Origin of the sequence: Lelliottia sp. 489 (assembly GCF_050435885.1) — a bacterium.
GTDB lineage: Bacteria > Pseudomonadota > Gammaproteobacteria > Enterobacterales > Enterobacteriaceae > Enterobacter > Enterobacter nimipressuralis.
In genome coordinates, this window is sequence record NZ_JBNDLC010000002.1 from 1 (window position 1) to 12,770 (window position 12,770).

The following is a 12,770-nucleotide window of genomic DNA, read 5'->3' on the forward strand; positions in this document are numbered from 1 at the left end:
TACCAGCTCGTGCGCTCATTCTTCCCGGCGGCGCGCGCCATCCGCTACACACCGGAAATGAAGACCGCGATGGTGCTGAAAGCAAAAGACACCATTCGACGCGGGTGTCTGGAATATGACGCCGGTGCCACCGATATCACGCAGTCATTTATGGCTATCCGTAAAACCATGACCAGCAGCGGTCGCAGCTCAACCTATGAAGCCAGCCGCAGTGAAGAGGCCAGCCACGCGGATATCGCATGGGCGACCATGCACGCCCTGTTAAACGAACCGCTTTCCGCAGGGAGCGGGATGCACTCAACCTCAATTCTGGATATTAACTAAGATGAAAAAACGACAGAAGAAACCAGCCGCCATGACCGCCAGCGCACCCCAAAAAATGGAGGCGTTCACATTTGGTGAGCCCTCTCCGGTTCTGGATCGCCGCGACATCCTCGACTATGTCGAGTGTATTAATAACGGAAAATGGTACGAGCCGCCGGTCAATTTCTCGGGGCTGGCGAAAAGCCTGCGCGCCGCCGTACACCACAGCTCGCCGATTTACGTAAAACGTAATATTCTCACGAGCACCTACATCCCGCACCCGTTGCTGTCACGTCAGGATTTTAGCCGCCTTGTGCTCGATTATCTGGTCTTTGCCAATGGCTATCTTGAGAAGCGAATGAGCGTCACCGGCAAGCTTTTTAAACTGGAAACCTCCCCGGCCAAATACACCCGCCGTGGTGTCGAGGATGGCGTTTACTGGTACGTGTCGAACTACGCCCAGCCACACGAATTTGCACCCGGCTCGGTGTTCCATTTGCTTGAGCCTGATATCAATCAGGAGCTTTACGGGATGCCGGAATATCTGAGCGCGCTCAATTCCGCCTGGCTAAATGAGTCCGCCACGCTGTTTCGTCGCAAGTATTATCAGAACGGCGCGCACGCCGGGTACATCATGTATGTCACCGATGCGGCGCAAAGCAGCACCGACGTTGAGTCGCTGCGCTCCGCAATGCGTGATTCGAAGGGGCTCGGGAATTTCAAAAACCTGTTTTTCTACGCGCCCAACGGAAAACCGGACGGGATTAAGATTGTCCCGTTGAGTGAGGTCGCCACCAAGGATGACTTTTTCAATATCAAAAAGGTGAGCGCCGCTGACCTGCTCGATGCGCACCGCGTGCCGTTCCAGCTGATGGGAGGCAAGCCCGAGAATATCGGCTCAATGGGTGATGTCGAGAAGGTGGCAAAGGTGTTTGTGCGTAACGAGCTGTCACCACTGCAGGAGCGTTTTAAAGAGATTAACGACTGGCTCGGAATGGAGGTGATACGCTTTAAAGATTACAGCCTCGCAGAATAACCCCCGCCCAAAATGCCGCCTCCGGGCGGCATCATCTCAAAACACCTCAGACGCCCCACACGCGACGCAACCACTACCACAGCATCATCGCAGACCAGCGAAGCGACGGCGCAACCACGACGCCCTCAGGCGCATTAAATTAAATGTCGTCACCACCGCTGGCGCGCAATGCTTTCCCCGCCACGCCTGCCCGCTTTATGGGTCGCTTTTAATGCAGGTGCATCAGCTGCCCTGAGCCGCGCCAGCGCTGGCGCTCGCTGGCAAATCATGCCCTTAAAAATGAATGCAAACTCATGCACCTAATGCACGCATCACTAAAAAAGCGGAAAATTCACGTCAAATTCATCACTTTTGGCCTCGACGTGCGTCACCGTCATCAGATAAGCCAGCCCCTCGCTCAATGACACTGGTCGCCAAAAATCCATCATATAAACATCGTCGTAAGTGCGGCCTAACCAATAGCCTCCGCCGCACTCCTTAGGGCGCTGAAAAAACACCCATCCACCCGGTCGATAATTCTCCAGCATCTCATCCCGATAGACCACCTGATAATTTACGTCTTTGCCGCCCATATCGACCTCAATTAAAAAACTACTGTATTTGCATACAGTAGTTTTAGCATATAACGGCGGTGATTTCTAACGCCTCGCGAAGCGAGTTGTTTAACCCCGCCAGTCCAGAAACAAGTTTCAGAACCGGCGGCGTTTACGGTCTCCGGGGCGGTGGCTGGATCACATCTAATTTCGGATTGCTGATGTCGTGATATTTGCGGTGATTATCCCTGACGACACCGGCGCACCCGACCAGCTCGTCAGGGGTCAGATTCTCGTTAATCATGATTTGCTGCAGGCGATGCACGACGGCCATCAGCTTGACACTTTTCGTGGTGTGTACCGGCGGCACTGGCATCATTCGCGGATAAGTCATTTTAACCACCCATTTGCTTTAGCATTTGCGACAAGCTCGTCTGAATATTGCCAGACACCATCATCAGCGACGAAAGCCCCACCCGAAACACCGTTAAGTGTTTCATATCCAATAGCGAGACCTAATGGGTGCAAAATTTCGTGATTGATTCTGAAAACCAGCCCCTTCTCGCTTAGTTCTTTCCAGTTCAATAACGACAGGCCGCTAGGTTCATCCGTGGCTAGTAACTGGATGCTCAACATCACATAGTTTCCCACCCACACCGTTAAATCAGTAACGTCTGTTACCCTTACTGATATGCGTTGCCCGGTGTATCCGTTTTCAGGCTCCCATTCATGCAACCTGAGGATATCGCCGCACGCATAATCTCGGTCATTGAGACGAAATTCAGCGCGTTTTTCCTCGTATTTCACAGCCTTAAAATGCTCAGGTGCAATTTTTAACTCATGTATTTTGCTCATTTTTACCATTCCTCAGACATTGAAAACCCCGGCCACAAATCAGTAGCCGCATACTTAAATTTTTTATCGCCATAAATCACCGTTGCCCCACGCGTCAGCGCGTCGAGCTCCCACCGTTCCGGGGTAATACCTTCCTGTGCTAAATCGAAACGAATTTTTGCCACGCGATCCCGTTCGGCTCGGGTCATCCTGGCTGATGGCGCTTGCTCGCTCGTTTTGAGCGGAGCCGCATTTCTTTGCTGACGATTTTTGCGGGGCGCGCCCTCTTTTGACGCCGCTCTGAGTACCCTCATCACGTCGGGCTCATCCCACCCAATGACGCCCTTATCAATCAGATTTAACACCGCTGCGGCTTGCTCAGACGGTGTGGGTGTCATAACTGGATCACCACCGGCGGTGAGCTTTCCACAGTTATTGACAGGACTCCGAGGCGCGGCAGAGCCGCTTTTTAAGGTCAAAGGCTCAACGGCCAAAACCTTTGGAACGATGCGCCAGTCTGCGGACCGCGTTACATGGATATGACCCGCGCCGAGGTGAGGGGCATAAATACCGACCACTCTCTCGATATCTTCCTCGTATTCGTTGACCTCATCCGCCACCTTACGAGCGACCCTGACGGCCTGAGCATCACGCGGCATATTTGCACCGCCTTGCGCGATGATATACAGGTCAAAATCGCCCTTATCTGCAGCCGCTCGCGCAGCTTCGACACGGTCGTCAAACTCGCTGGCGATACTCACCCCGCGCGGCAGTTTGCGCAGTTCGCGATAAGCGCCCATTGTCGGGAGGCCAATCGGTTTAAACTGAGGGATGCGCCATGTTGACGCCCATGCGGTCACGGCTGCAGCCGTGTCTTTCAGTGGCTTGCCGGTGTCGTGGTCGAGCTGGCCGTCGAGCGCATAGCCGTCGATATTTTTGGCAATGTATTTGGCGATATAACCCGCTGCACCGCCCTGATTAAGGTGACGTGACTCAAAGCGCTGTTTTGCCGCGCCCTTTTCGTGTCCGTCCTCTTTTAGGGCATAACGACGCATAATTTCGTTAATGGCTTTACGCTGACCGGGTTTGCAAAACAGCATCATGTGCCAGTGAGGCGTTCCGTCGTGGTGCGGCTCGACAACGCGCATCCCGTAAACCTCTAAATCGTTATCTTTGAACGCGGTACGCATCAGGCTCCAGATTCGGCACAGATAGCGCTGGCCGTCCTTTGGTGTGAATGCGCTTTCGTTCCAGCCGTGATTGAGCTGTACCGTTTTGCTTTCGCCTTTGCCGACCTGTCGGGTCGGGTGATACTTCGACGGCGTGGTCAGCGTGATAAACATCCCCACGTCACCAACGCTGGCCGCGTAGCGCTCAATCCCAGCGATAGTATTCATCAGCTCCATACGACGAATTTCAGGGTTTGAGATGCTCCCCATGACCTTGCTGATGAGGTCGATACGTTCGCCGGTGACTTTGTTTTCCAGCTCGCAGGATTTGAGGTATTCGAGATTAGCCAGGCGGCGCGCGTGAACATCGCGGATCGCCCTTTTGCTTGCGTAAGGTGAACGGTCTTTATTGACCTCACCGGCAGCGATGAGCAGTGCCTCACACCAGCGCATTCGCTGCGCCTTGAGCTGGTTCACCCACCACTCATCTTTTATCAGACGAGAAATAGCGGAAAACGCCTGTCGGATCGTCATCTGACCCTTACGGTATTTTTTCCAGTACATCGGGGTAATGTTAAATGCGCGTGCGACACCGGCCACCTGTCCGTATAAATGCGCCTGCGCTTCATCGGTGAAGAGTGTCTCTTTACCGCCGTGAGCCTCCGCCCATGCGTCGCTTAATTCCTCGTATTTACTCCAGAGCTGCGATGCAATTTTGGCCGAGAATCTTCTGAGCTCTTTGTCATTCATATCAGGCAGGCGCGCATACTGGTCGCGCTCGGACAAAAAGCCAATCGAGGCGGATTCATTCATCCCGCATAATTCGTTTACGCGCTCAAGACGCGGCAGAAGTTTCCGCTCAAACGTGTTTTTGAGGAAATACAGCCCACCTAAAGGGCTTTTTGTGCGACGAACAAAGTTATAACGCGAGGTAAACAGCGTTTGCAGGAAAAACGGCAGGCGGTCAATCCGGTTTAAAACACCTTGCACCTGACGGAGTTCGGCACGTGTAAGGGGTCTGTCGCGGCCAATGGCCTCGTGGGGTTTATTCCAGGGATACGCACCGACGAACGTGTCACCGGTGCTTTTTTTTAGCGGGGGGAGTGGCAATGTGGTGACGCGACCACGACTTAAAGCCGTCACGATGCGCCCCCTAAACGTATAGAATTCCTTTCAGAAACAGACTCTACAAAAGCCTTAATAAATTCAGCTGCAAGAGGCGGGACTATGGCATTGCCAAAACCGCGCACTCGCCCCACTCTTGCGGATACCCCATTAAGAGCATCGCCATATCCGGGAGGTAACATTCTAACTTGACCATCTGCTCCCTCGTCGGGCTCCCATTCAGACCAAAAGTGTGAAGCCACATTTGCCGGTAGAGAGTATCGTTTCTCATCCTCCCATCCTTTCTGTAAAAGGAATTGCTCAGATTCCCTAAATCCTTCCCAGCACGAGCTGTCACTGTTGCCCACGGTCGCACCGAAACAGATTCTTTCTCTCTTGTGGTACGCGCCGACGCCAGAAGCAGGCAATACCGCCGATGCGCAGGCGTAATTTTCTTTTTCCAACTCATCGAATAAATCATCGAGCCAGAATTTATTAATCGCTGCTCTAACTTGCTCTCCAAACAGGATTGAAGGGCGGCACTTGATGACGAGCCTGACGAACGTAGGCGCGAGGTGACGGGAGTCGTTTTGAGCGAGCTGTTTTCCTGCAGTGCTGAATGGTTGACAAGGTGGGCTACCTGTCCAGCATGGGAAATTATCGGGAATTCCTGCGAGTCGCAGGGCATACGACCATCCGCCGATACCTGCAAAAAAGTGGCACTGTTTAAACCCTTTGAGGTCTGAGGGGCTAACATCTGTGATACTCCTTTCATCGACTACACCTGGCGCTATAAGCCCTGAATAAATGAGATTCCGAAGCCATTGCGCCGCGAAGGGATCGAATTCGTTGTAATAGGCGGTCACAGGTTCTGACCTGCAGCTAAAAATGCATCCAGACACTTTTGACCCAATAGCTCGACCTGCCTTTCTAATTCAATAAATTGACGAGCATCACCGGTCAGAATGTTATGCAGCACGAGACCGGAAACGAGCTTGCTGATTGTTGGGTAAAAACCCACGGTATCGAGCCACTCTTTACCGGCATTTTTTCCAGACTTAGCGATTTTCTTTTCCTGTAAAATAAACTGGAATTGATCGCTAGTAATTACGAACTTATTATCGATAACGATATTAATGCTCATACAATCCCTTATTAATTTATTGCTGATTCAAAATTGAATTGTGAAGCCTTTCGGATTCCTGCCCCAACAGCTCGATGATTTCCGTGCGGTTCATTTCAGACTTGCATATGTGAGCTATCAGAGAATCAAGTGAAGACGCGAAACGGGTCGCGGTGACTAGCTGCGCCTCAACTGCGGCCTGAGCCAGCAGAGCTTTGATGTTGCTGCGAGGTACTGATATTTGTTTATTCATTTACCCGACTCCAGACAAAAAGATGTCCCACGCATTCAAGCGCGTTAATTCTTTATCTAGTTAATTAATGTAAATACTGCTCAGGTTTCACCGAGGTTAAAATAGTTGGGGCATATTCAAACAAGCTGAATAATTCACGCAGCGCACGAAATAACTTCTCACGCCAAGAGCAAGAATCATCATTAACTCGCCAGTAAGGCTGATTAAATTCATTCTCAGTTAATCCAGCATGAAGGAATAAAGTGCGGCGCTGGCTGACCGTCAGGAAACTAATATAAGCCGTTTCACTTGCACCAATCTGACGACGTTTAGAAAACGCACCGCGCAGCTCGTCAATCGCACAGGCCAGACGCTCGCGATCCACATCGTTCATTTCTTCAAAACGCATGGTCGCGTGACGCTGTTTCAGTTGAGCATGAAAACAGACCGTCAGGCGGTCACGTTCCATCATCTGATTGTAAAAATCGCAGGAGTCATGCCAGCGCGGTTCTGCAAGATGCTTGCCGATTACTACGCGCAGAGCTGCAGGTTGTTTTTGTACTAAATCAAGAGTCATCACAGCCATTTTGACACCTCTCTGATTTTCATGATGCGCTTAACAACGACTGACAAAATGCCAGGCTTACGGGTGCGGATGATGATGCCCCGGCGTCCCCGTCCGTGGGTGATGGTGAAATTAATCGGGGCCGGGCTCTCATTACGGAGTAACTGAGCTATGCAGCGAGGTTCTTTCATAATTGTCCCCCTATGCCGCAGCGCGGCTACGGCCACGGCCTGATTTTGCGTAGCTAATACGGTTTTTCCAATCGTGCCACTCGGTCGGAGCCTCTTCGACAAGTTGCGCGGCATATTTGTCCCACTCACGCCGATTAATCCATAACTCAGCATGACCGCCCGGCTTTAATGGGTCAGCCATGTAAAAAGCAGGCAGCTTGCCAGACTTTGCCATTTCAGCGACTGCACGCGGCGTTTTGCCGATATACAGAGCAAATCCCTCTTTCGATAAGAGATCAGATGGATGTTCAGAGATACGTACACTCTTTTGCTTAGTTGAGCTTTCAGCTCCAGCCTCATCGCTACTTAAACAAGAAATTTCTACATCAGGCGTCAATTTGCTATCCTCCATAAGATTTGCAATTCACCAACTAGAGCTATTCTGAGTCAAATTGAGTGAATTGCGCATTGCCAACTGACCATATAATTGGAGATTAGCAAATTTATGTCAAGTGAACAAAGCGAGAAGTTAAAGCTCATTCGTGAGTCTGAAAGGCTTAAAACGAAGGAAATAGCTGAATTAATTGGAATTAATTACTACACGTATCACGGTTATGAGTCTGGAAAATCCAAGATGCCGATGGATGCAGGTATGAAGCTCTTTAAGCACCCACGTTTTCGCAAATACCGTGATTGGTTCATGTTTGATGAGGTTGACCCAGCATCCGGACAGATAGCTCCGGCTCTCGCACACTTTGGGCAAGCCGAAACAACCTCGCAGCACTCAGACAAAAAGATTGGCTAACTCTTTACCGCCATTACATGCACATAAAATGCCTGTTATTAGTGGAGAAGTACCAGCAACAAACAGGTAAGACCTGTAACAGAATTAAACAAAACGTAAGTCGGAGGGTTTCATGAGTATCAAGAAACTCGATGATGGTCGCTATGAAGTGGACGTTAGGCCGCAGGGTGCAGACGGAAAACGCATCAGGCGCAAATTTAATACAAAAGGTGAGGCTCAATCTTTCGAACGTCATTTACTGGTTAACTACCACAACAAAGAGTGGCTAGAAAAACCAGCAGACCGCCGAACATTGAAAGAGCTGTTAGACCGGTGGTGGATTTACCACGGTAGAACGCATGAACGCGGAGAAATTGAGCGAGGGAGATTGACGACGATTGTCGCCAAGTTTGCCGAAATCGGGGTTTCCCGAGCTGACCAGCTAACAAGGAAAACCATAACTGATTATCGCGTGGTAATGATGAACGAAGGTTTAAAACCGGCGAGCGTTAATCGACATTTGGCAATTATGAGCGGAGTGTTTACCAAGTTAATTGATGCAGGTGAATATCACTCCAACAATCCATTCAGGGAGGTCAAGCCGCTGCGCGAGGCCATTACTGAAATGTCATTCTTGTCACAGGAAGAGATAACGGTACTGCTTTCACGTCTCGATGGGGATGAATTAAACGCAACTCTCGTCTGCCTTTCCACCGGTGGCCGTTGGGGCGAAGTATCAGGTTTGAAAGCGGAGCACATCATCAATCAGATGGTTACGTTTATGAAAACAAAAAACGGAAAGCGACGGACAATCCCCGTTTCACACGAGCTGATAAAACGGATCAAGACTAAAAGCTCAGGCAGGCTCTTTAATGCAAGTTACTACAAAGTACGTAACGCCTTGAAAGAGGTTAAACCCGATTTACCAGACGGACAGGCAGTACATGTTTTGAGGCATACATTTGCCACACATTTTATAATGAATGGAGGTAACATAATCACATTGCAACGCATCTTAGGTCATTCGAACATTCAGCAAACTATGACCTATGCACACTTTGCACCGGATTTCCTGCAAGATGCAGTGTCTTTAAACCCGGTGTCAGGAATGTCCATAATGCGTCCATAAACCAGAGTTAATTAGAGCTAAATGAAGCGATATGAGTAATTTAAATCATTGTATTACCTCAGAAAACACAGCTACAGCGGGGGCTACCAAGTCAACTATTGGTCGCATTCACTCCTTTGAATCCTGTGGCACCGTCGACGGCCCAGGCATCCGCTTTATTACCTTCTTCCAGGGCTGCCTGATGCGCTGCCTGTACTGCCACAACCGCGACACCTGGGACACCCACGGCGGCAAAGAGATCACCGTTGAAGAGTTGATGAAAGAAGTGGTCACCTATCGCCACTTTATGAATGCATCCGGTGGCGGCGTGACGGCCTCAGGTGGCGAAGCAATCCTGCAGGCTGAATTCGTTCGCGACTGGTTCCGTGCCTGCCGCAAAGAAGGTATTCACACTTGCCTGGACACTAACGGTTTTGTCCGTCGCTACGATCCGGTGATTGATGAACTGCTTGAAGTGACCGATCTGGTGATGCTCGATCTGAAACAGATGAACGATGAGATCCACCAGAATCTGGTTGGCGTCTCGAACCACCGTACTCTGGAATTTGCCAAATACATTGCCGATAAAGGAATCAAAACCTGGATCCGCTATGTGGTTGTTCCGGGTTGGTCAGATGATGATGACTCCGCGCATCGCCTCGGCGAATTTACTCGCGACATGGGCAATGTCGAGAAAATCGAGCTGCTGCCCTATCACGAGCTGGGCAAACACAAGTGGGTGGCGATGGGCGAAGAATACAAACTCGACGGCGTTAAACCGCCTAAGAAAGAGACGATGGAACGCGTCAAAGGCATTCTCGAACAGTATGGTCACAAAGTGATGTACTAAAAGAGGTCTGAATGACAAAAGCCCGGGCAATGTGCACCGGGCTTTTTTTTATCAGGCATGCGCCACTGGCGTCGGATGCTCCCCTGCTTTTCGCAGCAGCATCAGGAGATAGATAAACGACACGCTGGCAATCATGATAAACAGCAGATTATCGGAATAGCTCTGCATCAGCATGGACGTAAACGTCGGACCCAGCAGGCTGCCGATGGTATAGCTCAGAAGCAGTGCCTGATTCATCGCCACCAGCTGGTGATGCTCGACTTTTTCACAGGCCCAGGCCATCGCTACCGGATAGAGCGTAAAGCCCGCAGCGCCCAGGATAAACAGCGCCGGGGCCATCGCCGCGTTGCTCAGCATCGCCAGACAGCCCATGATCACCACGAAAACCTGCACGCGCAGCACCAACAGACGACCAAATTTATCGGCCAGTTTACCGATAGGCCATTGCCCCACGATGCCCGCGCTGACCATCACAGCCATCCAGAAACCAATACCGGAATCACTTACACCTTTATGATTCAGGTAGAGCGGCATCAGGCCGTACAGCGAGCCGAGTACAATCCCGGAGATAATACAGCCGTTGATACCCAGGCGTGCATGACGCAATCTGAGCATCGGCCAGACTTGCGTCGCTTCCTGATGTTCGCTGCCCTGGTTCACAATTCGGGTAAGGAGCAGAGGCAGAATCGCCGCCAGCACCATACCGGTTACCCACGGCAGGACGCTCATCAAATCGGTAGGCAGTTTGCTGATCATCAACTGACCCAGCACCGTCCCCACGTAATAGACCATCATGTACGCCGCCAGTAAGCGGCCACGATTGCGGGATGTCCCACTGCACATCAGTGCGCTTTCCACCACCACCCAGATCATCGCGCAGCCGACGCCAGCGATAAAACGGAAGCTCATCCAACTCCAGAATCCGACCATCACGCCCAGACCAACGCAACCGGCCGCAAAGATCAGCGAGGCCAGGTAATAACTGCGGTTGAACCCGAAGCGTTTGATCAGTTTACCGGTCAGCAAAGTACCCAGCAGATTACCGGTAAAATAGGATGAGCTGACCATACCCACCTGCCATGTCGGAAGGTTTTCATGGGCGAGCCAAAGCGGGACGAGCGTATTTAATACCGCTATCGCCAGGGTCAACAAAAGCAGGCCACAGAGCAAGAGCAGCACTGGGCGGGTGTAGGTGGTCATGGATTTTAACCGTGAGGAAGTAAAGATTCGAGCGCATCATGCCACCGGCAAAAACAAAGTCAATCCATGCAGTTAGCGGCCTCGCACGATTTGTTCGCTGTCGATTTAAAAAATTCATCCTCCGTGCGCAGCCAATACAATACGTAATAATTATCTGATTGTTTTTATTAATCTCTGAGGCAAATTAACGGCCGCGCTCAGTTGAAAAATTTCATGATAGAAAATAAAAAAGCCGGAGCAATTGCCCCGGCTCGATATAACCAAACGATCGTTTAACTGGCGACAGCCATACCTACCGTCATATGCAGACCGTAGAACACACCGCGACCAATCAGCTCCCCTGCCAGTACCAGCACGAAGGCCAGAGACAGCAGCGGAACGGCCGGTTGATATCCTTTCACCTGCGGGATTACCCAGCAGGCCAGAGCCGCAACCAGCAGTGCGATACGCCAGGCCATCAGCGAACCGTAATCCGGTACCAGCGCCGACGCTTGCTGAATAGAGCTATGGATAGCCGCCAGCTCAGCGCCCTGCATCAGCGCAACCATTGCACTGATCACCAGCGCCAGCAGTGATACCGCCGGCAGAAGGCGCATTGCCCAGCCATCGACACCCGCCACGCGCAGCAGCAGGAAGCCCAGCAGCGGACCACCAATAAACATGGTCAGGAAGAAGCTCATTGGTGTCCAGACGCTGTACCAGGTAGGAACGGTATCGATGGTGTTATAGACGCGTACCATCATCCAGACAAATACGACCCCAAGCATCATGGTCGCGATCAGCCACACACCGCGCAGCCCTGACGGTAACTTCTTCAGTGCTGCCAGCAGCCAGCCAAGACCACCGACAGCAAAGAAGATCGCCCCACTCGCAATTTCATTACTGAGCGAAGATGCGCCGATACGGTTCAGGGAGTTAAAAGCGCGCAGCGGCGAGCCGAGGTGGAGCGTGGAGGCGATAAAGCCAATCCCCATCAGAACCCACAGGCCGAACATACCCAGTATCAGACGCTGTTGCTTTTCAGCGCGTAAATCACCTTTAAGCAATGCCAGAGCGAGGACAATAAACCCGCCCACCACGCACTGTCCGAAGACGGTGAAAATCATCAACGGCCATTCATGCCATCCACTTCCCATCTCACACCTCCTTCGGATTGGCCAGGTAGCCGGTGGTATCACCCGTCGGACGGCTATTGGCATTCGGTTTAATAACGATACTTGGCTTCGTGAAGTGCGCAGACGGCAGCGGCGCGACAGCGGCGAGCTGACCGTGTTTCTGACGCAGCTCTTCAATCGGGCCAAAGTCCAGCGCGCGCAGCGGGCAGGACTCCACGCAGATTGGCTTTTTACCTTCTGCGACGCGGCTGTGGCAGCCGTCGCATTTGGTCATGTGGCCTTTCGCAGCGTTGTACTGCGGCGCGCCGTACGGGCAGGCCATATGGCAGTAGCGGCAGCCGATGCAGACATCTTCGTCCACCACTACAAAACCGTCGTCACGCTTGTGCATCGCGCCACTCGGGCACACTTTGGTACAGGCGGGATCTTCGCAGTGGTTACAGGCGATCGACAGATAGTAGGCAAACACGTTCTGATTCCAGACGCCGTTGTCCTCCTGCCAGTCGCCGCCTGCGTATTCGTAGATACGGCGGAAACTGACATCAGGAGTTAAGTCTTTGTAATCTTTACACGCCAGCTCGCAGGTTTTGCAACCGGTGCAACGACTGGAATCAATGAAAAATCCATACTGGGTAGTCATCGGT

At 51.6% G+C, this 12,770-nt stretch carries 17 protein-coding genes and 1 pseudogene; 5 read left to right on the forward strand and 13 right to left on the reverse strand.

Features of this window, described 5'->3' with window-relative positions; genetic code table 11:
- Together ABIE11_RS08055 and ABIE11_RS08060 are read left to right on the forward strand one after the other, a co-directional pair.
- Positions 1–324, forward strand: a pseudogene (locus tag ABIE11_RS08055) (oxidoreductase); the annotation flags it as partial.
- Between the two features lies 1 nt (position 325).
- Positions 326–1,339 (forward strand): phage portal protein, encoded by a 1,014-nt coding sequence (locus tag ABIE11_RS08060; RefSeq protein ID WP_429184282.1) that lies wholly within the window; start codon positions 326–328, stop codon positions 1,337–1,339.
- 314 nt (positions 1,340–1,653) lie between these two features.
- Here ABIE11_RS08060 and ABIE11_RS08065 read toward each other — a convergent pair whose 3' ends face one another.
- From ABIE11_RS08065 to ABIE11_RS08110, 10 genes are all read right to left on the reverse strand, one after another.
- Positions 1,654–1,911, reverse strand: a complete 258-nt coding sequence (locus ABIE11_RS08065; protein ID WP_429184283.1) for a hypothetical protein — start codon at positions 1,909–1,911, stop codon at positions 1,654–1,656.
- Positions 1,912–2,044: 133 nt separating this feature from the next.
- A complete protein-coding gene (locus ABIE11_RS08070) occupies positions 2,045–2,266 on the reverse strand; it encodes a hypothetical protein (protein ID WP_429184284.1) in 222 nt (73 codons plus the stop codon).
- Positions 2,263–2,727, reverse strand: a complete 465-nt coding sequence (locus ABIE11_RS08075; RefSeq protein ID WP_429184285.1) for a DUF3850 domain-containing protein — start codon at positions 2,725–2,727, stop codon at positions 2,263–2,265. The genes ABIE11_RS08070 and ABIE11_RS08075 overlap by 4 nt, the downstream gene beginning before the upstream one ends.
- 2 nt (positions 2,728–2,729) lie before the next feature.
- Positions 2,730–4,865, reverse strand: a complete 2,136-nt coding sequence (locus ABIE11_RS08080) for a replication endonuclease (RefSeq protein ID WP_429184511.1) — start codon at positions 4,863–4,865, stop codon at positions 2,730–2,732.
- A 149-nt stretch (positions 4,866–5,014) separates the two neighbouring features.
- Positions 5,015–5,845 (reverse strand): DNA cytosine methyltransferase, encoded by an 831-nt coding sequence (locus ABIE11_RS08085; RefSeq protein WP_429184286.1) that lies wholly within the window; start codon positions 5,843–5,845, stop codon positions 5,015–5,017.
- Positions 5,842–6,123, reverse strand: a complete 282-nt coding sequence (locus ABIE11_RS08090) for a DUF5405 family protein (protein ID WP_429184287.1) — start codon at positions 6,121–6,123, stop codon at positions 5,842–5,844. Before ABIE11_RS08090 ends, ABIE11_RS08085 begins: the two co-directional genes overlap by 4 nt.
- A 16-nt stretch (positions 6,124–6,139) precedes the next feature.
- Positions 6,140–6,355 (reverse strand): DUF2732 family protein, encoded by a 216-nt coding sequence (locus ABIE11_RS08095; protein ID WP_429184288.1) that lies wholly within the window; start codon positions 6,353–6,355, stop codon positions 6,140–6,142.
- Positions 6,356–6,419: 64 nt separating this feature from the next.
- Positions 6,420–6,920, reverse strand: a complete 501-nt coding sequence (locus ABIE11_RS08100) for a replication protein B (protein ID WP_429184289.1) — start codon at positions 6,918–6,920, stop codon at positions 6,420–6,422.
- The gene (locus ABIE11_RS08105) at positions 6,911–7,090 is read right to left on the reverse strand and encodes a hypothetical protein (RefSeq protein WP_429184290.1); all 180 of its coding nucleotides are present in this window, start codon (positions 7,088–7,090) and stop codon (positions 6,911–6,913) included. The genes ABIE11_RS08100 and ABIE11_RS08105 overlap by 10 nt, the downstream gene beginning before the upstream one ends.
- 10 nt (positions 7,091–7,100) lie before the next feature.
- Positions 7,101–7,481: a Cox family DNA-binding protein gene (locus ABIE11_RS08110; protein ID WP_429184291.1), complete on the reverse strand. Its 381-nt coding sequence runs from the start codon at positions 7,479–7,481 to the stop codon at positions 7,101–7,103.
- 93 nt (positions 7,482–7,574) lie between these two features.
- On the opposite strand from ABIE11_RS08110, the gene ABIE11_RS08115 reads away from it, so the two are divergent.
- From ABIE11_RS08115 to pflA, 3 genes are all read left to right on the forward strand, one after another.
- Positions 7,575–7,874, forward strand: a complete 300-nt coding sequence (locus ABIE11_RS08115) for a helix-turn-helix domain-containing protein (RefSeq protein ID WP_429184292.1) — start codon at positions 7,575–7,577, stop codon at positions 7,872–7,874.
- Between the two features lie 112 nt (positions 7,875–7,986).
- Positions 7,987–8,982 (forward strand): phage integrase, encoded by a 996-nt coding sequence (locus ABIE11_RS08120; protein WP_429184293.1) that lies wholly within the window; start codon positions 7,987–7,989, stop codon positions 8,980–8,982.
- Between the two features lie 31 nt (positions 8,983–9,013).
- Positions 9,014–9,811 (forward strand): pyruvate formate lyase 1-activating protein, encoded by a 798-nt coding sequence (pflA, locus tag ABIE11_RS08125; RefSeq protein WP_429184294.1) that lies wholly within the window; start codon positions 9,014–9,016, stop codon positions 9,809–9,811.
- A gap of 51 nt (positions 9,812–9,862) precedes the next feature.
- On the opposite strand, the gene ABIE11_RS08130 is transcribed toward pflA, so the two are convergent.
- The 3 genes from ABIE11_RS08130 to ABIE11_RS08140 form a co-directional block, all read right to left on the reverse strand.
- Complete coding sequence (locus ABIE11_RS08130) at positions 9,863–11,011, reverse strand: MFS transporter (protein ID WP_429184295.1); 1,149 nt, start codon at positions 11,009–11,011, stop codon at positions 9,863–9,865.
- A gap of 272 nt (positions 11,012–11,283) precedes the next feature.
- Entirely contained in the window at positions 11,284–12,147 is an 864-nt protein-coding gene (locus ABIE11_RS08135) for a dimethyl sulfoxide reductase anchor subunit family protein (protein WP_429184296.1), read from the reverse strand.
- A 1-nt stretch (position 12,148) separates the two neighbouring features.
- The gene (locus ABIE11_RS08140; RefSeq protein WP_429184297.1) at positions 12,149–12,766 is read right to left on the reverse strand and encodes a DMSO/selenate family reductase complex B subunit; all 618 of its coding nucleotides are present in this window, start codon (positions 12,764–12,766) and stop codon (positions 12,149–12,151) included.
- Between the last annotated feature and the right edge of the window lie 4 nt (positions 12,767–12,770).

Bases quoted from the DNA above. Each gene is read 5' to 3' on its own strand.
- ABIE11_RS08135 (WP_429184296.1), bottom strand. From the start codon at position 12,147: ATGGGAAGTGGATGGCATGAATGGCCGTTGATGATTTTCACCGTCTTC.
- ABIE11_RS08110 (WP_429184291.1), bottom strand. From the start codon at position 7,481: ATGGAGGATAGCAAATTGACGCCTGATGTAGAAATTTCTTGTTTAAGT.
- ABIE11_RS08130 (WP_429184295.1), bottom strand. From the start codon at position 11,011: ATGACCACCTACACCCGCCCAGTGCTGCTCTTGCTCTGTGGCCTGCTT.
- ABIE11_RS08120 (WP_429184293.1), top strand. From the start codon at position 7,987: ATGAGTATCAAGAAACTCGATGATGGTCGCTATGAAGTGGACGTTAGG.
- ABIE11_RS08140 (WP_429184297.1), bottom strand. From the start codon at position 12,766: ATGACTACCCAGTATGGATTTTTCATTGATTCCAGTCGTTGCACCGGT.
- ABIE11_RS08100 (WP_429184289.1), bottom strand. From the start codon at position 6,920: ATGGCTGTGATGACTCTTGATTTAGTACAAAAACAACCTGCAGCTCTG.
- ABIE11_RS08075 (WP_429184285.1), bottom strand. From the start codon at position 2,727: ATGAGCAAAATACATGAGTTAAAAATTGCACCTGAGCATTTTAAGGCT.
- ABIE11_RS08105 (WP_429184290.1), bottom strand. From the start codon at position 7,090: ATGAAAGAACCTCGCTGCATAGCTCAGTTACTCCGTAATGAGAGCCCG.
- ABIE11_RS08095 (WP_429184288.1), bottom strand. From the start codon at position 6,355: ATGAATAAACAAATATCAGTACCTCGCAGCAACATCAAAGCTCTGCTG.
- ABIE11_RS08115 (WP_429184292.1), top strand. From the start codon at position 7,575: ATGTCAAGTGAACAAAGCGAGAAGTTAAAGCTCATTCGTGAGTCTGAA.
- ABIE11_RS08090 (WP_429184287.1), bottom strand. From the start codon at position 6,123: ATGAGCATTAATATCGTTATCGATAATAAGTTCGTAATTACTAGCGAT.
- ABIE11_RS08060 (WP_429184282.1), top strand. From the start codon at position 326: ATGAAAAAACGACAGAAGAAACCAGCCGCCATGACCGCCAGCGCACCC.
- ABIE11_RS08070 (WP_429184284.1), bottom strand. From the start codon at position 2,266: ATGACTTATCCGCGAATGATGCCAGTGCCGCCGGTACACACCACGAAA.
- ABIE11_RS08065 (WP_429184283.1), bottom strand. From the start codon at position 1,911: ATGGGCGGCAAAGACGTAAATTATCAGGTGGTCTATCGGGATGAGATG.
- pflA (WP_429184294.1), top strand. From the start codon at position 9,014: ATGAGTAATTTAAATCATTGTATTACCTCAGAAAACACAGCTACAGCG.